This window comes from Gordonia sp. NPDC003585 (genome assembly GCF_040610755.1).
In the GTDB taxonomy this organism is placed as follows: domain Bacteria; phylum Actinomycetota; class Actinomycetes; order Mycobacteriales; family Mycobacteriaceae; genus Gordonia.
Genome location: NZ_JBEXMX010000069.1, coordinates 11,868 through 30,127, shown reverse-complemented (window position 1 = coordinate 30,127; position 18,260 = coordinate 11,868). Strand labels below are relative to the sequence as shown.

The window sequence follows — 18,260 nt, the reverse complement described above, 5'->3', positions numbered from 1 at the left end:
AGGGCCGCGCCGTAACGAGGCTTCGGGTAACCAACGATGTGCCTCTGCATACCGGATGGCGACTCGTCCCACTTCAACACGTCTCGTTACCAGTTGAAAAACGTTGGGGGAGAGTGGTTCTGCTCGGCGTGTGACATAAGCGCTCGCACCGCCGGTTAAGAGTTGGACGGCGGGAAGACTTTCAACGCCGCAAGGCATCGGCCGGCAGTCCGGTCGAGCAGTACTTCCCAATAGCCGCGAGACAGACCGACCGTGGCGTACTCAGCTTCGCCGCCGTGAGATGTCACCGCTAGGTAGTCCTCGTGCCCTAAGGTCTGCCATCCTCGAAAGTCTCGACCAGCCTGTCGCTCGTGCGACTCAGTGAGATCGATTCGTCGCACGGCGTACCGCGGGGCGAGCAGCGACGCGAGTTCGTCGCGAAACTGGGCAAGCGCCGGACTTGAGGTGTTCCCCTCTGCGAGGGCGAGTAGTTCGTCTTTGGTCAGCGTCTCGGGGGGCACATACGAGCGCGAGCCGCCTCGGTACACCCCGTCGCTGTCCGCGGCGTTCTTGAAGTCACCGAGCGAGAGGTTGGCGATGGCGAGGTTGTCAGCTACACCGGCGAGGCTGGCTGGGACGATTCGTAGGGTGTCCCCGGAGCTCGAGATCGCCAGTAGCGACCGTTCGTCGTTGGCCAAGGTTTCGGCGTCGGCTACGAAGGCGTAGTCGTTCTCGCTATCGACGAGGAGATCGAGGAAGTCACCAGTCGAAAGGCCGTCGAGTCGTGGGTCGTCGACGACCTCGAAGTTGGTGTCGCCGGATAGTCTTTCGATCTCCTGCACGAGTCCAGTCCAGGCGTCCTCGGAGTCGGAAGCGACGCGGACGAGGAGGTTCAGACTGTTCGACGGCAGGATCGGCATATGGCGCAATCTACATCTACAGCTCAATCCGGAATGGAGGTTGACCGGCGCTGGCCCACATCCGCGATTGGTTTGTTGGGGTGCTCTGCCCGGTAACCCTCATCTGCCGACGACGAACTCTGCAACCGTGCCAACGTTGTTGCAGGTCATCGGTGGTGTATGAGCTCGGTCACCGCTACCCTGAGCGGCTATGAGACGTGCTGCGTTGCTCGCCTTCGCACTCTTGGCGCTCAGCGCCTGTTCCGAGTCCGCCGACCCGGACGCCGTGCCGCCCTCGACCATCTCGGCCTCGGCCACCACCGGCACCGATCGCAACGAGACGATCCAGGTCGAGGGCACCGTGCCCAACGACGACGGCGCGGCGTATGCCCAGACCTGCAGCCAGCTCGACGCCTACGGCGAGGCGACCGGAATCAGCCCCGGCGCTACGGACGCCCAGGTTGAGCAGTACATGCGCGAGTGGCGCACCGAGGAACCCGAGGACTTCACCTCCAAGCAGATCTCGGAGGCACGCGAGCGCGCGGTCCGCGACTGGGTCAAGGGTGAGTGTTGAGCCCAGATCGGGACACGGCGACACGGCCGGTCGGGAAGTCGGCCATAGTAGCCCTCCGTGCTACCTCTGATGGCGGAGCGGCAGGTGACCATCTACATGAGTTCACAGGACCCGGCCGGTGACTACTTCCCGCGCATCGAGAGCATCACAGACAGCTTCGGCAATACCTTCAACGGCAGCGACCCAAGCAGTCGCAACGCGTTCGTTTCGACTATCCAGACCGGGCTCGGCCTACGTGTCGGTGACACAGTCACCTTCGACTGCGTGGGTACAGACCCTCACGGACGCGAACTCGAATGGGAGCTACATCACTCGAACATGACGCAAACCTCCACAGTCGAACGCGCCCGCGGACAGCAGGCGACACTGGTCTCTGGAAGGTCGAGGACAAGCACGTGCGCATCAACGCGGCGGTCGTGCTCCACCTCATAACAGTCGACGCCACCTACCATCGCTTTAACGGATTCGACGAGCAGGTGGACTGGATATTTGACAGCGTTCTCCCACCAGAGGGAGCCGTATGAAGTGGACGTTATGTCGACGGCGCGCTCGCCAGTCGGGCACTTCGGACGACAGCACCGATTTAACCAGTCTCGTCGACGAGCGGGCAGCGACGACGGCAAAGAATGTGGGCATCTGCCAGCTGTGTAATGAGCGCGCGAGGATCACCCGCGAGCACGTGTTTCCACAGTGGTTTCTCAAGCGGTGGCCGGCCGGCGAGGGTCCGTTCACGACGCATTTCAACCGTGAACCGTTGCGCACCCGGGCGGGCAAGGAACGGAAGACGGACCGTCTCTCACCCATCTTCCTCGACATCTGTGAGACCTGTCATCGAGCGTTGAACGCCCATTATGAGGTCCCGGCCAAGACGCCGGTGCGTGCGCTCCTCGACGACGGCAATGTCCTGTCTCAAGCAGACGTGGATGTGGTCGCGCGGTGGATGATCAAAACGCTTGCGCTCAGCCGTCATCCGAACAGTCGGCACGAAGGAAATCTGGTCCGGCGTATCGTTCCGGGATTGGCCAACTTTGCTCCGATAAATCCCTGGGACCCGTTCCCGCCCAGGCTCGCCGAAGAGATCAGGACTGGGGTTGCGCCGACCGAGGTGTCGTTGTGGATGGCCCGGGCCGCCGATGATCCCGGTGTTTCGGACCCGCCTCTACCGTGGGAGAGCTGGGGCGCTCGGCCGCCACAACATCAGTCCTTCACGATGTTCAGCGCCGACGGTGGCGAGTTCGCGGTGTTCCACCTTGCCTACCACCCAGGGCGCAGCCACCTCGAGCACCCGTTCGTGGCGACCAATCAAGCGGTCCGGCTGTGGCCGAACCCGCCGGCATCGCTGGACCTGACGACACCGGACCCAGTACCTAAGGAGACTCGTATGCATTCTGTGTGGCCGCGATGACGCCGTGGGCGTGGGTGCCGTACGTGATCTCAGCATCAGCCGTACTCGTGTCGCTGGCCTCGGTGACGTACACCAAGCGCGCTGCCGATCACCGCGAGTTCGATCGGTGGCACCGCGACGCGTTGCTGGTGGCGATCAGCGAGTTCGCGGGCCTGTCGTGGCATCGGCAGAACGTGCTCTCGGCAGCCTATGAGAGCAGAATTCGCTCCCCGCATGCCCACAGGTCTGATCCGTTCGACACCGAGGAAACCGGTGGTCCGCACCCAGTGCACTCCGTGGATCAGATGGCGGTCGTGGTTGAGAGAATCCGACTGCTCTCGCCGACGATGGCCGAAACAGCCGAACGGATCACCGACGCCCACCGAAGAGCGGTCGAGGCCGGCGACTACTTTTCCGAACCTAACGACATTGTGGGCCACATCGGCGCGCTGATGGTCGATTCACGCGAACTCGCGGCCCTGCACGCGGACCTCTCAACCGAGTTCGACCGGGCGACCCAAAGCGTCGAGCGTCGAAGGTGGCCGCGACGCGGGCGTCAGGGCGCGGGCCAGGTGTGGGATTTGGATCGCCTGCCAGGCTAGTGATCAGGGCGAACGCCTGCGTTCCGCGCCTCGCGAAATGCACGATCGTAGTTCTGGATGGCGACCCGCTCGAAGACGAACTGCTGAAGGATTGCCGCGGTCGTGGTCTCTCCCTCGAGGGGATGACTCTGCCGCCAGTCGCCGAGCGCAAGTAGGTCGACACCGAGGGCTTGCCGCGGATGTTCGCGCGCTTCGTTGATGTCGTTGCGCACAGCCTCCAGCTCGCGGCCGAGGCGATCCACCAGACGGAGGGCGCGCCGCAGGTGGTGATCGCGTTGCTCTTCGAGAAGCGTCACGCACTGCGCCCAGGTGGGTACGGCGTCGGCGGGGAAGTAGATGTGCCCCGCCCGGCTTCGCTGTGCGTCTTCGCACTGGTCCCGGCCGATGATGCAGCGATCCGGTCGGTGACCGTCGGCGTGAGGTGTTCGGCCATCACAGATTTGCCGCGGTTGCTTACGCACACGAAGAGCACATCGATGGGTTCAGGCATGGCGCACGGGCTCCTGGGTTGAGTTGGTGGTTGCGGTGAACCGTTTCCGCAGCGCGAGGGACACGTAAACGAGACCGACGAGGACGGGATGACCATCGCGATACACCTGGCCAGACCGACGATGATCAGGCCCGTCCGGTACTCCGGCAGATCCGGCAACATCAACCACGCCAGCGCAAACATCAACGCCGGGCCCATGATCCAGTTCAACGCCAGCGAGCTGAGCAGCAGGCGACGATCGGCGGTGACCGCGTCAAGTCGGTCATAGCGCACCTTTGCCAGCACTGGGTACATCATGATCAGCAGCCCGAGAGCGATCGGCAGCGAGATACCGTCGAGTTCTACCGTCGCCAGTGTCTCTCCCAGCCCCGGAACAGCTCGGCCCAAAAGCAAGCCTGCGGCCATCGCGCCGGCGATCCACACAGGCAGGAACCGATCCAGCATCGACAACTTGCCCGCGACCGCAGCACCAGCCCCGCTCATCGACGTTCCTCGCACGAGCCCGGCTCGCCGACCACTGCCGCAAGACGAACGAGTACCTCCGACAACTGCTCGAGCACAACGCTATTCACGCGGTAGTAGATCCACGTGCCCCGGCGTTCACTGGTCACCAGGCCAGCCTCTCGTAACACCTTCAGGTGATGCGAGATCGTCGACTGCGACAACCGGATCGGCCCCGAAATATCACACACACAGGCCTCACCGCCCGGCCGCGACGCCACCTCCGACAACAAGCGCAGGCGCACCGGATCCGCCAACGCCTTCAACTCCGCCGCGACCCGCGCAGCCCGCTTCGCGCTCAACCCGCCGCTCGCAACCACCACGTCTTGATTCGACATATATCAATATTGACACACATCGAATCAGCAGCCAATTCAGCCCCTACCATCTATCGCCACCGCGAGACTGCCGACCTTGAAACCTCTTGCAGGGGAATATGATCAACTCGATATTGACGGTATCCAGTAAGTAGACCACTGCATATCGCACTGTGCCGCAACACTATTAAACCTTGACGTCACGGAACCTTAACCTCGCACCCTAGGCCGGCGCCCTACCGATGCGACGATCAAGCGTGATGAGCGGCGCGTCCGCCAGTTCGGCGACCGCAACGTAGCTGGCTCGTATCCAGACAAATTGCTGCGGAGTTCCCACACTCGCGAACCGAGAAGTTCGTACGGCCACTGCTCGATCGACAAGTCGAGCAGATCGCCATGCGCCTGCACCGCCTGATCGGCACTGACAACTCCGGCCATTTCTTGTCTACGAATGATATTGCTTACTTCAAACATCACCAGTTGCGGTGCGAGCAGGTGCGTGCCCGACAATTGTTCAACCGCCCAGTTGCCGTCCGGTCCGTCGTCGAGCAACAGGGTGACGAGGGCCGAAGACTCACATACGGCGGCCACCGTCACCGTCGGTCGGCATCTCGCGCATCGAGGATCGCTGCGGCATCGACCCGAACTCCAGTTGTGCCGACTCGCGCCCGCGCCCGCGCAATCACATCATCGACCTGCGGACGTGCCGCAGACTCCATCAGCATGCCGCGCAAGTACTCCTGCAATGACTTGCCCGCCCGTGCGGCCCGCCCAGCGAGCTCATCGCGCACCGCGTCCGGAACGTCACGGACTGAATCACCACACTCGTGCAGTCAATGTAACTGCGTTGTCATCATTATGCAGCTGTGCCGTGGTTGGGACTGATCCCTCTTCGCCCGCACCGGCGATCCGCTCTGTCCGATCTCCGCTCCGATCGCGACGCGCAGAGCATATGCAGGATTACCGGCACTCTCCGAGTAGTTCACTCCTATTGCACTGCGCCGCAGCCGGATTCCCCGACCAGCCGGCTCGCGCGTCGAGTGGCATACGCGAGTGCTGCCGACATCCGTAGCGGACGTCTTCGCCGAGGTGGCGTGTGCCCTATCCGCGAGCGGCCACTGCCAGTTTCGCCGACGCAACCAAGTGCTGCGCTGCGCGGATCATCCGCTTTAGCTCTCCGGAGGTTAGGTCCTGATGCGTGTACGCAGCCTTGTTCTTCAGGTTTAACAGCGTGTTCAGGTGTCGCTCAGATCCACTGTCCGCACGCTTCAGGAGGGCTGCAGCCTCGGCGTGGTTGCCGGTGTTGGAATGCACACCGAGGCGAACACAACAGATAACGTCTGAGGCTGCGATGCCAGCGTCGACGTACAAAGTCCCCAGCGGCGTTGGGCATCTCCTCCCCGAGATGGTCAGCGGCATCAAAGAACTCGTTCGCCTTCGACATCCGCCCTGCGATGACCACGGAGTCACAGTCGCGCTGCGACGCCATCAGGACCTCCCCGACGCCGGGCGCAGCTGCGCGTTGAACCAGGACCGAGTACCCGCAACGGTGAGGCCCTGCTTCGCCACGTCACGAAGCAGAGGTTCACCCGCGGCAGCCGCAGCGCGAAATTCGTCCGCAGCGTACTCGACTATGCGGCCGTCGTTGCCAGTCCACGCCGTGATAAGTCGGGCAACCTTTGTCACCCGATGCCCCCACACGTCGTCGCCTTCGTGGCCCCAGTCGCAGGCGCGCACCAAGATCAGGTCAATGTCGCTATCGAGGCGCATGTGCCCGGTCGCCGCCGACCCGAAAACCGCGGCGTACCGCAGCGTCGTGCCCCACTCTCGGAGGTGTTCTTCGAGACGGTTCAGAAACGCCGAGTTCAGACGTGCCAACGCCATGATCGGCTCAGCAGCGAGGTGTTCGGTGTTGAGTCGATAGGTATTCGTCCTACCCACCTGATCGTGCAGCACAACGCCCTGAATGGTGAGTCGGTTGAGGACCTTGCGGATGCCTTCAGCCGACGCCGTGGTGAGAATGCGATGGACCTGGCTGATTGTGAACGTAGCGTCTGCGGACGCCAAAACCGCGAGTACGTCTCCGTCCAGGGTCGGCGTGACCGTGGCCAACGGTTTGTTCAGTTGCACGCCCGACACCTCCCACCATTCCAACTAAAGTTAGAGTAACACAACTATAGTTGAAGTGCAGGAACCGTAACAACGGCGTTTCGATGAGCTAGTCCGGGACTTCTCGGCGCTCCACCTATTTCAGACCCGATGGCACGCTCTTGCCGTTGACGGTCACGGTGACTTCGCCGGTCTCGGTGTTCTCGGTGACCTTGCCGTGCTCGAAGGTCACCTGTTGCACGTCCCCTTCAGTGGTCACGTCGCTGGTCGGAACTCCCAGAGGTCCGGCCGAGCCGTTCTTGCCTGTGACTGACGGGGTGCCGTCCGGGGCGCGCTCGGTGTTCCACGCGTCGCGGATCTTGCCCGATGTGACGATGTACGCCGGGGTACCTGGGGCGTTGTTCTTCGCGATGATCACGCCACCCTGGAATTGCTGGAAGACGACACCGCTTTCGCGGGTTCCCGCGTTGTGGTCACCAGTCAGCGGCTTGCCGAGGGCCTCCTTCTGAGCGTCGGTCGCCGACGAGTACTTGGCCGCGAGGGGGCCAGTCAGCGTCACTTCGACGTCCCGCTCCCCTGTGAGGGTCACCGCTGCGGGTGCAGCCGACTCGGTGGTGGTCGGAGTTGTCGTCTCGGTGGTCGTCTCTTCACTGCTCGCCACGTGTGACTCCGACATCGACGATGCGGCCGGCGAGGAACTCGGTGCGGCGGCGTCAGTGTCGTCTCCTCCGCAACCTGCGGCGATCAAGGCGATCACAGATAGTCCGGCGACGACCATGGCGGGACGGTGAGCGAGTTGCCTCATGTATTCCTCTCGGATCTTCGACACACAACCGGTCCGGCGCGAACCGGACATCAGTTTCGACTGTATCGGCCGAGACGGCTCGGAGTTGGGCGGTCGCCCGCCGGCTGCGTCATCCGATCCACCTTCGCGCTCCGCACGAAATGAAGGCGCACCACCAAGCGCCATTCATCATCGGATTGTGTAAACCAGCCCCAACCCATCGGCGGCGAGGCCGACCATGAACTCTTGTGCTCGACGGAGGTATTCGTTGGTGTAGTCGGCGCTCGAGTACGAGACGATCTCCTTGATCGTGGCGTCGTCGGTCGGTTCCACCAGGACGACGTCTTCGGAGATTTCCTTGACGATGTCCGGACTGAGAACGTGAACGAAGCCGAGGTGCGCGCCGTAGGGGCCGATCGGGGTGACGTTCCCTTTGACCAACTCCAACGAGATACGCGGACGCAGAAACCCGTCGTCGACCGTGAAGATGTGTTGGAGTTCGCGCCAGGCCTTGTCGAGGTAAAGCATCCGAGGGCGATCCCCCTCCGGTCCCCACGCGTCACTCAGCGGATCGTCGGAGATGTACGGATAAGGATCGCGACGCGCGGACGCGACATCCTCGGGTTGAAGTGGATAGGCATAGTAGCGAATTCCCATGAGCCAGAGCATGTCACGGTATTTCGCCGGGGCGCCCGCGACAGATGCGCCTGTGGATAACACGGCTGCATCCCACAAACACTCGGAATAAGCGGCACCTGCTGACGCTCGGCGGGGTTGAGGCGAAGCGTCGTCGACGCAGCGTCACCGTAGCGGCCATACTTGGTCCGGTAGCTCTCGTCCACGTCGGCACGCAGCCCCGGGTCAGCTTCTGCGGCAACGATATCAGTGACCGTCACGTCGGTGGACAAGCCGGGCACACTCACGCGCGCATGTCCCGTGCGGACAGCGTCCCCAAACCACCCGGTGTTGCGTCGGTACCAGGTGCGGACATAGACGGAGGTCCGCACGCACACCACCCACACGGGCACTGCTCGACGCCACGTACCGTCGGGCTTGCGAACCGAAATCAGCAGTTCGCGCGTCGCGCCGAGCAAGTCGAGTTCGTTTTCGGTCCAACCCTCGGAATACGTCACCCTGACTCCTCGATCCGCGGCTTCCGACTGTCAAGCCTACGTCGCAGCACGTCGACGTCTGGGTTCACCACGTGCGGAAGCCTGATCCAGATCGCGACCGTGCCGGCCTGAACCCAGGCATCGGAACAACGGGCTCGAAACGACCTCCCACGGAATGGGACTCAGTGTGAGCTGTCGTTGATCAGTCCGGAGTGGAGTCGCACGAGTCGCTCCGCCCAGTCGTCGCCTACCGCGCCGATCCGCGCGTACTCGGCGATGAGCGACCCGACGATCGAATCGATGAGTGTTTCGATGTCAACGCCGCCGACGAGTGTTCCCTCCTCGACCCCCCTGGTGACCGCGGCCGCGACGGCAGCACGATGCGCAACGAGTACGCCCCGGAAGATTTCGGTGAACGGTGGGTCGGCGTCGGTCATCAAGGCTGCCATCCCACCGAAACCGATACCGTCGACGACGATGGCACTGGAACTGGCAATGACCCACCGCAACCGCTGAGCACCAGACATGGGCTCCGGCGCCGGCCCAGGTAGGCCAATCGCCCGCAACACCTCGGTCAGCATCTCGGCTCGGTCGTTGTACCGCCGATAGATCGTCGTACGCGCCATTCCCGTGTGCTCGGCGACGCGTTCGATCGTCACCGCGGTGGGTCCCTTCGTACGAAGAAGGTCGAGTGCGGCCGCGCGGATCCGCTCGTCGGCGTCGGATCGTGGCACCAGATTTCCTCCCGCGGGAATGGATCAGTCGTCGCTTACGCTACATTAACTGTAGCGCTACACTACATGTAGCGTTTCGTTCTGATTGTGGAGGTAAGTGATGAGCAAGGATTCGTTCTCGTTCCTCGGATATGTGCTGTTGCTGTGCGCGTTCGTTGGTCTCGGTGTGTCGGTGTACGCCGCCGCGTCGCCGTTCGCGATCGGGCAGGTGCTGGTGCTTGCCGGCGTCACCGCAGCGCTCTATGTGGCGTCGGTGACCAGTTTCCGGCTGCAGATCCGGATGACGCATCGTCGTGACGCAATCTACGACGCGCAGCCTGCGGTTCCGACCGAGCAACTCGCCCGCGTCGACCGGTATCTGCACACCTACCGGAGCAATGCAGCCCGGGCGTCGGCCGTGCGTCTCGTTCCTGAGGCCCGGTCGACAACCCCGACGCCGGTCGACGCCACGGACGTACGTCGCGATCCTCGATGGGCGGCCTGAACGATCGCCGATCAACCCTCGGATACCGGCCGCTCGTGGAAAACGGTTGCGATCGCGTCGTCGAACAGCTGCATGGTGTCGCTGACAAACTGTCGCCTGCGCACCCCACAGGCACGCAATGCCGGCCCATGATCGACGGCCACGACGATTGCCACGACGAGTGCGAGTCCACGCCATGCGTGCCGCTTCGCGTATCGGGGCTTGCGGCGGAATTCGACTGCGAGACGGCGGCATTGGAATGGGACGTGGTGACGCTCGTCGTCGAGGATCCGTTCCGACACTCGAGTCAACAGTTCGTCTCCACCGCCGTCGGCGAGGGCGCGGTAGTAGCGCAATGCCACGACCTCGGCAACGGTCAAGACCATCAACTCGAGTCGGAGGCCAAGTAGACGACGCAGACGAACGAAGACGGCGTCGGTCCAGTCGGCGTTGATCGTCGGCGCACCGGCCGCCCGCAGGATCTCGGCGAGCATGCGCGCGTGGTTCTGCTCTTCGGCCACGAACAAACGGATCGCGGTCTCGTAGTCGCGATCCCCGGTGTCCGCTGCCTTCGCGATCAGGTGGGGGCCGTCGCCACTCTCCCCGACTTGAAACTTCTGAACGCTGCGGATCACCGCGGGATCGAGTCGACACACGAGCGTCGGATCCGATGCTGTCGGATCGGCCCCCGTGGGATGGCAGATCTTCGCTTACCGCAACGCCTTCCGTGGGCTTTCGGAGTCGCGATGGTCCGGAACACGATCAGCTATCGCGTGATCGGTCCCTCGCCGTTCGGTGACCGATATCTGGAATGGCGTGGCCGCAAGGCACGCGAAAGAGCCGTCTTTCGCCATTTCGGTTCCGACGCAGCCGAAGTCGGCTCGCTCCCGTTGGGCAGGCATGGCTGAGGGCCGAGAGGGATAGTCCGCAGAGGCCGATCAGTTGCCGAGCCCGATCACCCCGGGAGACCTTCCACCGGCCCGCCGGCCGGGATCCGAGGTGCATGGTGGCCGGTCGCTGTGACGGTCCGGGTGCGGCCCTGACGCGGAGCCGCATCGGGTAGGCGTCGGGACCAAGTAGCGGTACTCGGATGCATATGCTGGGGCATGATCAACCATGCCGGCCGCCGTGGAGATAACGCCCGCCGTCGCTATGGCAACAACAAGAGCGCTGCTCGCTCGGCGCAGTGCGCCTGATCGAGATCGTCTGATCGTCATATGCCCTGTCCCTTCGCGAGATCGGACGATGGCTGACTCAAGCGTCGGAGATGTGCGACGTGGAATCGCGAGTAGCGAACTACCTGTTTCGGTTGAGTACGCTGACGCCCATGCACTTCGAGTCGGTGTTCACCGGTGTTGCCGTAGGTTTCGAGGCGATCGGCGCGTTGGCCATGATCGTCGGATTCGTGATCGCGGTGGTACTGGGTATTCGTTCGCTGCGACGCGGAGAGGGCGGTCAGGTCGCGTTCGGTGTTCTCCGGACCGCGCTCGGATCAGCCATCCTGTTGGGTCTCGAGGTACTCGTGGCCGCCGACCTGATCCGCACGATCACGTCGAAGCCGTCGATCGAGGATGCCCTCATCCTCGGGCTCATCGTGCTCATCCGGACGATCTTGTCGATGTCCATCCAGATCGAGATCGAGGGCGTACTCCCCTGGCGACGGGCATTGCTGGCCAGCGGTGCTCAGCAACTAGGTGCTGCGATCTCACGAGACGCGGCGTCGAGTGCTGCAGGACAAGACCGCGGACCGAAGACCTGATCGGCACCGTCGAACTCAGTCGCGCGGTGCGCTGGGCTCGTAGGTGATCCGGATGGGACGTAGAACCGCACGCGTCGTTGCGTCGGTACCCCGGACCGCTGCCGAGGCGAGAATCAGTCCCGGCACCTTCCGGACTCCGGCGACCACCAACTCGGCCGGTGCCGAACCAAGATGCACTGGACGTACAAACCTGGTGTCGCACCCGGTGATTCGCACACCATTCGCCGCGGCCCAGTGATCGGCGTGGTGCAGCACGATGCCCAGGATCAAGTACCCATGTGCAATCGCCGACGGCAACCCGGCGGCCTTCGCGGCCTCGTCGGACAGGTGGATGGCGTTGGCGTCGCCCGACACCTGCGCGTAGCGACGCACGCGATCACGCGTGACGTATTCGGTTGCCTCCCACAACAGATCGGAGGGCTCGGTCACGACTCGGCGTCCTCGTCGCGAAATGCCATCGTGGCAACCGACTCCGCCAGAGGTAATTCGTCGGCCACCAGAATCTCCCCGCGCACCTGAGTCTGTACCGCGCCCGCGCGGCGGGTCACCGATTCGACGCGAAGCCGGCCGGTGACGACGTCACCGGCCACGGGTGCGCGCCTGATTCGAAGCGATTCGGCGGTCAGGACGATACCGTCACCCGGTACAGCGCCCTCTTCGACCGCTTCCCGGGCGAGGATTGCCATCACTTGATGGATGACCGGTAGACCCGACGCCGACCGTCCCTGGCTGATGACGTCGGAATAGCCGGTCAAGAGCGCATCAGTGACCGCTATCGGTTCCGGTGTCCGGAAGACCATTCCCTCCGCCACTGTGTATGCCATGCCCAAAGGGTATTCCGATGGCCAACGCGAATGACTGCTCATCGTGAAATCGACCGGCGCCACAGATGTCTCGGCATTTCGCGATGGGGAACATCACTGGCGGTTACCGTCGGGGGCGAAGTGTCGGTCGGGAGGAACACAGAATGTCAAGGCTTGCGCCGCAGCGAAGTCCACTGTCCACAGCACGAGTCGCGGCCGGATTGACCGTTGCCCTGGGCATCGTGCTCGCGCTCATCATGGGTCAGCAGCCGATGGCCTCGTCGGCGCCCGGATCCACACACCGCTTCCTGTTGACGGCGGCGACCGGGTCCATGGGCATCAGTGTTCTTCGGGTGTCCGACAGCGGAGGCCTGGCCCCGGTCGCGGGCACTCCCTTTCGTACCGGTTTCGGGGTCCTTTCCTTGACGGTCTCCCCCGACGGCTCAACCGCTTATGTGCCACATATCGTCGAGCCGGCGGTGAGCGGGTATCGCCTCGACAGGTTCGGCAGATTGCATGAAATCCCCGGAGCCCGAGTGAATTTCAGTGGTCTGCCCACCGCAGCACAACTCGCGCCCGACGGAAAGCACCTGTATGTCGTCGTGGGTGGGCTGCCCGGCCGCGTCGAATCGTTCGCGGTCACGGCTTCTGGTGCGCTCCGGCCAACCGGAATGCCGGCGGTGCGGGTGGATGGTCTCAGTGTGGTCGGGCAGGCGGCTGTTGACCCCGACGGCCGCTTCTTGCGCGTGGTGACCTACCTCGGCACCACCTTGTCGAGCTACGCGATCGGTCCGGGCGGACGTCTCACTCCGCGCGGCGTGATGTCGATCGGCCTGGGACCGGTCGCCCCTGCATTCACGCCGGACGGACGCTACCTGTACACGAGCGACGAACTGACGCTGAGCATGTCGGGGTTCCGGGTGCGGCGGGACGGGGGTCTCACGAGACTGCCCGGGTCGCCGTTCGTCACCGGAGGCATTCCGCACGGCGCCATCGTCACGTCCGACGGCCGACGTCTGTATGTGCCAAACGCGATCGGTGTCGGCACGTCGATAGCCGGGTTCGACGTGCACGCAGATGGTCGGCTGACACCGTTGCCGCACTCGCCGTATCCGATGCCACTGGGGAGCCTGCCCGGGTCGCTGGCTCTGAATCCCGACGGCAAACACCTTTACGCCGTCGACGTGGCGACGGTCCGCAGCACGAGCAGCCAGGCGCACACCTACCTGATCGCGGCCGACGGGAGTCTGCGACCGTCGAATCGTCAACCCGTCGACACCGGTGCGCTGATCACCGACGGTCCCGTCGTCGCACTTGCCACGGTGGGCGGTCCGTGACGACGGCTGGTCGCGGGTGGGTCATCGTGTCCAGAATGCGTAGAATCCGATCATGTGGTTCGGTGCGCATCTGCCGCTGATCGACTTCGACGGAACGGGCCCGCCCCCGCTCGGCCGCTACGTCGACGCTGCTCGCGGCGCCGGATTCACCGCGATCGGCGCCAACGACCACCTCGTCTTCGCCAGGCCCTGGCTCGACGGCCTGGTCGCATTGGCGAGCATCGCCGAACGCAGCGACGACATGACCCTCGCGACCACGGTTGCCCTGCCGGTGATCCGTGGCCCGGCGGCAATGGCGAAGGCTGCCGCCGCGTTGCAGACGCTGTCGGGCGGTCGATTCGTGCTGGGCGTCGGTCCCGGCTCGTCGGCGGCCGACTATGCCGCGGCGGGGATCGCCTTCGATGAGCGGTGGCCCCGATTCGACGAATCGTTGCGTGCGCTCACGGCGTCGCTGCACCGCGGCGAGCCGATGGCCGGCCGATTCTATAACTTGCCAGATCTCAAACCGGTTCCAGCACAGACTGTCCCGCTCTGGGTGGGTAGCTGGGGCTCGGCAGCGGGCCTGCGCAGGGGCGCTCGGTATGGGAATGGATGGCTCGCCTCGGCATACAACACGAGCCCGGAAAAGATCACGACGGGGAGCGAACTACTGCACACCGCGCTCGATTCCGTCGGACGCCGAATCGACGCGTTCCCGATCGTCCTCGCGACGATGTGGATGTTCGTGACCCAGAGTTCATCCGTGGCACAAGACCGACTGCACATGCTGGCCCAGCTACTCGGACGCGATCCGTCCGCACTGGCCGATCTGCTGCTCATCGGATCTGCCGAGCGCTGCGCGGCAACCTTGGACCGATATGCCGATGCCGGCGTCGACGGGGTGTTTGTCTGGCCCATCGGCGATCCGATCGAGCAACTGGCGATCTTCGGGTCGTCGGTCGCCAGAAACGTCCGGCTGCATGACGGCCCTGCATTGCGGGATCACCGTGGCAAACCGACGTAGACTCGGCGATGCTGCGACCACGGCCACCCGCCCGAAACGCAGCAGGTCACATCAGTGGTCAGCCGACGGGTGGTTCGAGGAAGGTGGTGTGGGTGTCGCTGTCGGATCGCGTCGACGGCTTTCAGCGCCGCTATCCGGCGAGTGGATTCCCGCTGGGCGTCGCCTACAAGTTCTTCGATGACCAGGGCGGCTACCTCGCCGCGCTCATCACCTACTACGGCTTCATCTCCCTGTTCCCGCTGCTGCTGGTGTTCACCTCGGTGCTGGGCATCGTGCTCGACGACAATCCCGAACTTCAGAAGGAGATCGTCGACTCGGCGCTGAGTCAGATACCGGTGATCGGCGATCAGTTGAGCGAACCCGGACAGCTCTCCGGCAGTACGACGGCGGTGGCGATCGGTATCGTCGGTGCCGTTTACGGCGCCCTCGGCGTATCGGTTGCCATCCAGAATGCGATGAACATCGTGTGGGCGGTCCCCCGCAACGAGCGTCCGAATCCCATCCAGGTGAGGATCAAGGGCGCGATGCTGCTGTCCACGGTCGGACTGGCGATCATCGGCCTCACCGTGCTCAACGGCGTGATCGCGGCAATCAACCTCGGAGCAGATGGTCGGGTTCTCACGATCCTCGGTTCGCTGGTCCTCTACACCGCGGTGTTCATCGTCGGCTTCCGGTTCGGAACGAGCCGCTCGGTGAGCACCCGCGATGTGCTGCCCGGCGCACTGATTGCGTCCGTCGGATGGCAGGCCTTACAGACATTCGGGACCCTGTTCGTCCAGCGCTTCATCGCCAATTCCAGTGCCACCAGTGGTGTTTTCGCGGTCGTCCTCGGCCTTCTCGCGTTCTTGTACATCGCGTCGGTGATGGTGGTGGTGTGCCTCGAGTTCAACGTCGTGCGCGTCGACAACCTCTATCCACGGTCGCTGCTCACCCCGTTCACCGACAACGTGATCCTCACTCCCGGCGACGAGGCCGCCTACTCCGCGCAGGCACGAGCCCAGCGCAGCAAAGGATTCCAGGAAATCGACGTCACCTTCGACAACCCGGCCGGAGACGATCGAGCGGATGCGTCGAGATCCGATCAGCACCCAACCGCCCGAGAAGGGTCCTCTCCCGACGGCTGAGGTGAGTCTCTCGGCTAGCGCCTCGAGCACCACAGGGAGCGGATGGTGGCTGATGTCGTATGTGTAACTCAGGTGGGCTTGCGGGTCAGGCCAGTGGTGTCCCCTCCGCTGCACGCAGTCGCAAAGACTCGGCGACGAGGAATCGGTCGCCGTACCTTTCCTGCAATTGGTCTGCGCGAGCGACGAATCCGGCGATACCGACCCCGTTGCGCGAATCGCTGTACTGGTCGATGTATTGGAGGGCGCCACCGGTCCAGGCCGGGTAGCCGATGCCCATGATGGAGCCGATGTTGGCCTCGGCGACCGATCCGATGACGCCATCGTCGTAGCAGGCGTAGGCCTCCAGTGCCGCGGCCACCAGCATGCGATCCTTGGCGTCGTCGAAGGGGATGTCGGCGTCGGGGTTCCAGTACTCGGCGGCCAGTGTCGGCCACAGCCCGAGTCGCTTGCCCGCTGGTCCGTCGTAGTCGTAGAAGCCGCGGCCTTCGAGTCGGCCGGGACGGTCGAATTCCTCGAGCATACGGTCGACGAGCGGATAGGACGCACTCGTGATGAACGGAATACCACGTTGCTGTGCGTCGGCGATGAAGCCGGCTCGGATCTTGGCAATGGTCTTCATGTTGATCTCGTCGAACAGGGTGAGCGCGCCGGCGGGGAATCCGGCTTGCAGCGAGGCTTGTTCGGCGCTGGCCGGATGCATCCCCTCGGCGACCAGCGACAGGGCTTCGTCGACGAATTTGGCGATGACCCGGTTGGCGTAGAAGCCGTAGACGTCACGCACCACGATCGGCGTCTTGCGGATCTGCTGCACGAAATCCAGTGCTCGAGCCAATGATTCATCGGAAGTGTTCTCCCCGACCACGATCTCCACCAGCGGCATCTTGTCCACCGGCAAGAAGAAGTGCAGGCCGATGACATCCTCCGGGCGGCTGACCGCGCTCGACATCTCCTTGATCGGCAGGGCCGAGGTGTTCGATGCGAGCAGCGCGTCGGCGCTGGAGTAGGTTTCGACCTCGGCGAGGACCTTCTTCTTGAGTTCGACGTCCTCGAACACGGCCTCGACGACGAAGTCGGCGCCCTTGACGTCGGCGATGTCGGCGGTGGCCAGGATGCGGCCGAGAATCTCATCGCGAGCCGTTGCGGTCATGCGCCCCTTGGCGACTGCCTTGTCGAGAAGGCCGCGTGAGTAGTCCTTGCCACGTTCGGCGCCTTCGATCGTGATGTCACGCAAGACGACATCAATACCCGCGCGAGCGGCGACGTAGGCGATGGCCGCGCCCATCATGCCCGCGCCCAGAACGGCGACCTTCTCGGCCGTTCGTGTCGGGATGCCCGACGGCCGCGCGCTGCCCTTGTTGACCGCGTTCAGGTCAAAGAACAGCGCCTTGATCATGTTGGTGGAGATCTGGCCGCAGATCAGGTGGGCGCAGTAGCGGGTTTCGATGGCGAAGGCGGTGTCGATGTCGACTTGAGCGCCCTCGACCGCGGTGGCCAGCACCGAGATCGGGGCCGGCATCGGCGCACCCTTGAGCTGTTTGCGCACGTTCGCCGGAAACGCGGGCAACTGAGCCGCGAGCGCCGGGGATGCCGGAGTGCCACCGGGGATCGTGTAGCCCTTGCGATCCCACGGCTGGGTCGCATCCGGGTTGGCCAAAATCCACGCCTTGGCGCCGGCGATCATCTGTTCCGGTGAGTCGGCGACCGCGTCGATGACACCCACCGACAGCGCCTTGGCCGGCGTCATCCGCTGGCCCTGGCCTACGACGTTGAGCACGGCGCCCACGATGCCGAGCATCCGCACCACCCGGGTGACCCCACCGGCACCCGGGAGCACACCCAACGTCACCTCGGGCAGGCCGAGGAGACTGCCCTTCTTGTCCAGCGCGATCCGATGGTGAGTGGCCAACGCGACCTCGAACCCACCGCCCAGCGCGGTGCCGTTGATCGCCGAGACGACGGGCCGTCCCAAGGTCTCGAGGCGACGGAACGACTCCTTGAAGTGGTCGAGGCCGGCCGAGATCTCGGCGACATCGCCGGGACCGGAGTTCATCAGTTTGTTCAGGTCGCCGCCGGCGAAGAAGGTGTCTTTGCCGGAGGTGACGACGACACCGGTGATGGAGTCCTTCTCGGCTTCCAAACGCTCGACTGTTTCACGCAAAGCAGTCGCCATGGCGTCGGTCATGGTGTTCGTCGGCTGCGACGGATCATCGATGGTGAGGGTGACAATGTCGTCGGCGTCGACAGACCAGCCGATGATGTCAGAAGCAGTGGTGCGCACGGTGTCTC

General features: G+C 63.9%; 22 protein-coding genes and 2 pseudogenes. 8 read left to right on the top strand and 16 right to left on the bottom strand.

Features of this window, described 5'->3' with window-relative positions:
- Window positions 1-155 precede the first annotated feature (155 nt).
- Window positions 156-899 carry a hypothetical protein gene (locus tag ABZW74_RS17960; protein WP_355278100.1) on the bottom strand — a complete coding sequence of 248 codons (744 nt, stop codon included), beginning with the start codon at window positions 897-899 and terminating at the stop codon, window positions 156-158.
- 190 nt (window positions 900-1,089) lie between these two features.
- On the opposite strand from ABZW74_RS17960, the gene ABZW74_RS17955 reads away from it, so the two are divergent.
- From ABZW74_RS17955 to ABZW74_RS17945, 3 genes are all read left to right on the top strand, one after another.
- On the top strand, window positions 1,090-1,452 hold the full coding sequence (locus ABZW74_RS17955; protein WP_355278097.1) for a hypothetical protein: 363 nt from the start codon (window positions 1,090-1,092) through the stop codon (window positions 1,450-1,452).
- A gap of 679 nt (window positions 1,453-2,131) precedes the next feature.
- Window positions 2,132-2,857: a hypothetical protein gene (locus ABZW74_RS17950; protein ID WP_355278095.1), complete on the top strand. Its 726-nt coding sequence runs from the start codon at window positions 2,132-2,134 to the stop codon at window positions 2,855-2,857.
- Entirely contained in the window at window positions 2,845-3,438 is a 594-nt protein-coding gene (locus tag ABZW74_RS17945) for a hypothetical protein (RefSeq protein WP_355278093.1), read from the top strand. Before ABZW74_RS17950 ends, ABZW74_RS17945 begins: the two co-directional genes overlap by 13 nt.
- Here ABZW74_RS17945 and ABZW74_RS17940 read toward each other — a convergent pair.
- The 11 genes and pseudogenes from ABZW74_RS17940 to ABZW74_RS17890 form a co-directional block, all read right to left on the bottom strand.
- Window positions 3,435-3,734 carry a hypothetical protein gene (locus ABZW74_RS17940; RefSeq protein WP_355278090.1) on the bottom strand — a complete coding sequence of 100 codons (300 nt, stop codon included), beginning with the start codon at window positions 3,732-3,734 and terminating at the stop codon, window positions 3,435-3,437. The two genes, ABZW74_RS17945 and ABZW74_RS17940, sit on opposite strands and share 4 nt — an antisense overlap.
- Window positions 3,735-4,015: 281 nt before the next feature.
- Window positions 4,016-4,411: pseudogene (locus ABZW74_RS17935) on the bottom strand (arsenical-resistance protein); the annotation flags it as partial.
- Window positions 4,408-4,767: a metalloregulator ArsR/SmtB family transcription factor gene (locus ABZW74_RS17930; protein ID WP_355278087.1), complete on the bottom strand. Its 360-nt coding sequence runs from the start codon at window positions 4,765-4,767 to the stop codon at window positions 4,408-4,410. The gene ABZW74_RS17930 and the pseudogene ABZW74_RS17935, both read right to left, overlap by 4 nt.
- 189 nt (window positions 4,768-4,956) lie before the next feature.
- Window positions 4,957-5,343, bottom strand: a complete 387-nt coding sequence (locus ABZW74_RS17925; protein ID WP_355278085.1) for a type II toxin-antitoxin system VapC family toxin — start codon at window positions 5,341-5,343, stop codon at window positions 4,957-4,959.
- The gene (locus tag ABZW74_RS17920) at window positions 5,340-5,537 is read right to left on the bottom strand and encodes a hypothetical protein (protein WP_355278082.1); all 198 of its coding nucleotides are present in this window, start codon (window positions 5,535-5,537) and stop codon (window positions 5,340-5,342) included. The genes ABZW74_RS17925 and ABZW74_RS17920 overlap by 4 nt, the downstream gene beginning before the upstream one ends.
- A 310-nt stretch (window positions 5,538-5,847) precedes the next feature.
- Window positions 5,848-6,235, bottom strand: a pseudogene (locus tag ABZW74_RS17915) (hypothetical protein).
- On the bottom strand, window positions 6,235-6,876 hold the full coding sequence (locus tag ABZW74_RS17910; RefSeq protein WP_355278080.1) for a nucleotidyltransferase domain-containing protein: 642 nt from the start codon (window positions 6,874-6,876) through the stop codon (window positions 6,235-6,237). The pseudogene ABZW74_RS17915 and the gene ABZW74_RS17910 overlap by 1 nt, the downstream one beginning before the upstream one ends.
- A gap of 115 nt (window positions 6,877-6,991) precedes the next feature.
- Window positions 6,992-7,660 carry a hypothetical protein gene (locus ABZW74_RS17905; protein ID WP_240857207.1) on the bottom strand — a complete coding sequence of 223 codons (669 nt, stop codon included), beginning with the start codon at window positions 7,658-7,660 and terminating at the stop codon, window positions 6,992-6,994.
- A 168-nt stretch (window positions 7,661-7,828) separates the two neighbouring features.
- On the bottom strand, window positions 7,829-8,167 hold the full coding sequence (locus ABZW74_RS17900; RefSeq protein WP_355278077.1) for a hypothetical protein: 339 nt from the start codon (window positions 8,165-8,167) through the stop codon (window positions 7,829-7,831).
- Between the two features lie 35 nt (window positions 8,168-8,202).
- Window positions 8,203-8,772 carry a DUF2255 family protein gene (locus ABZW74_RS17895; RefSeq protein WP_355278074.1) on the bottom strand — a complete coding sequence of 190 codons (570 nt, stop codon included), beginning with the start codon at window positions 8,770-8,772 and terminating at the stop codon, window positions 8,203-8,205.
- Window positions 8,773-8,933: 161 nt separating this feature from the next.
- Window positions 8,934-9,485, bottom strand: a complete 552-nt coding sequence (locus ABZW74_RS17890; RefSeq protein ID WP_355278071.1) for a TetR/AcrR family transcriptional regulator — start codon at window positions 9,483-9,485, stop codon at window positions 8,934-8,936.
- Window positions 9,486-9,585: 100 nt separating this feature from the next.
- Between ABZW74_RS17890 and ABZW74_RS17885 the strand changes: the two genes are divergently transcribed.
- Window positions 9,586-9,969: a hypothetical protein gene (locus ABZW74_RS17885; RefSeq protein WP_355278068.1), complete on the top strand. Its 384-nt coding sequence runs from the start codon at window positions 9,586-9,588 to the stop codon at window positions 9,967-9,969.
- Window positions 9,970-9,980: 11 nt separating this feature from the next.
- Here ABZW74_RS17885 and ABZW74_RS17880 read toward each other — a convergent pair whose 3' ends face one another.
- Window positions 9,981-10,604, bottom strand: coding sequence for a ferritin-like domain-containing protein (locus tag ABZW74_RS17880; RefSeq protein WP_355278065.1), 624 nt, complete (start codon window positions 10,602-10,604; stop codon window positions 9,981-9,983).
- 671 nt (window positions 10,605-11,275) lie between these two features.
- Between ABZW74_RS17880 and ABZW74_RS17875 the strand changes: the two genes are divergently transcribed.
- Complete coding sequence (locus ABZW74_RS17875; protein WP_240857214.1) at window positions 11,276-11,707, top strand: DUF1622 domain-containing protein; 432 nt, start codon at window positions 11,276-11,278, stop codon at window positions 11,705-11,707.
- A gap of 15 nt (window positions 11,708-11,722) precedes the next feature.
- Here the strand turns inward: ABZW74_RS17875 and ABZW74_RS17870 are convergent, their stop codons facing one another.
- Window positions 11,723-12,136 (bottom strand): MaoC/PaaZ C-terminal domain-containing protein, encoded by a 414-nt coding sequence (locus ABZW74_RS17870; RefSeq protein WP_355278062.1) that lies wholly within the window; start codon window positions 12,134-12,136, stop codon window positions 11,723-11,725.
- Complete coding sequence (locus ABZW74_RS17865) at window positions 12,133-12,531, bottom strand: hypothetical protein (RefSeq protein ID WP_240857216.1); 399 nt, start codon at window positions 12,529-12,531, stop codon at window positions 12,133-12,135. The genes ABZW74_RS17870 and ABZW74_RS17865 overlap by 4 nt, the downstream gene beginning before the upstream one ends.
- A 143-nt stretch (window positions 12,532-12,674) precedes the next feature.
- On the opposite strand from ABZW74_RS17865, the gene ABZW74_RS17860 reads away from it, so the two are divergent.
- The 3 genes from ABZW74_RS17860 to ABZW74_RS17850 all read left to right on the top strand — a co-directional run bounded on the left by ABZW74_RS17860 (window position 12,675) and on the right by ABZW74_RS17850 (window position 15,974).
- The gene (locus ABZW74_RS17860; protein WP_355278059.1) at window positions 12,675-13,847 is read left to right on the top strand and encodes a beta-propeller fold lactonase family protein; all 1,173 of its coding nucleotides are present in this window, start codon (window positions 12,675-12,677) and stop codon (window positions 13,845-13,847) included.
- A gap of 52 nt (window positions 13,848-13,899) precedes the next feature.
- Window positions 13,900-14,850: an LLM class flavin-dependent oxidoreductase gene (locus ABZW74_RS17855; RefSeq protein WP_355278056.1), complete on the top strand. Its 951-nt coding sequence runs from the start codon at window positions 13,900-13,902 to the stop codon at window positions 14,848-14,850.
- A gap of 92 nt (window positions 14,851-14,942) precedes the next feature.
- Entirely contained in the window at window positions 14,943-15,974 is a 1,032-nt protein-coding gene (locus tag ABZW74_RS17850; RefSeq protein ID WP_355278054.1) for a YihY/virulence factor BrkB family protein, read from the top strand.
- 85 nt (window positions 15,975-16,059) lie between these two features.
- On the opposite strand, the gene ABZW74_RS17845 is transcribed toward ABZW74_RS17850, so the two are convergent.
- Window positions 16,060-18,252: a 3-hydroxyacyl-CoA dehydrogenase NAD-binding domain-containing protein gene (locus tag ABZW74_RS17845; RefSeq protein WP_355278051.1), complete on the bottom strand. Its 2,193-nt coding sequence runs from the start codon at window positions 18,250-18,252 to the stop codon at window positions 16,060-16,062.
- Window positions 18,253-18,260 lie beyond the last annotated feature (8 nt).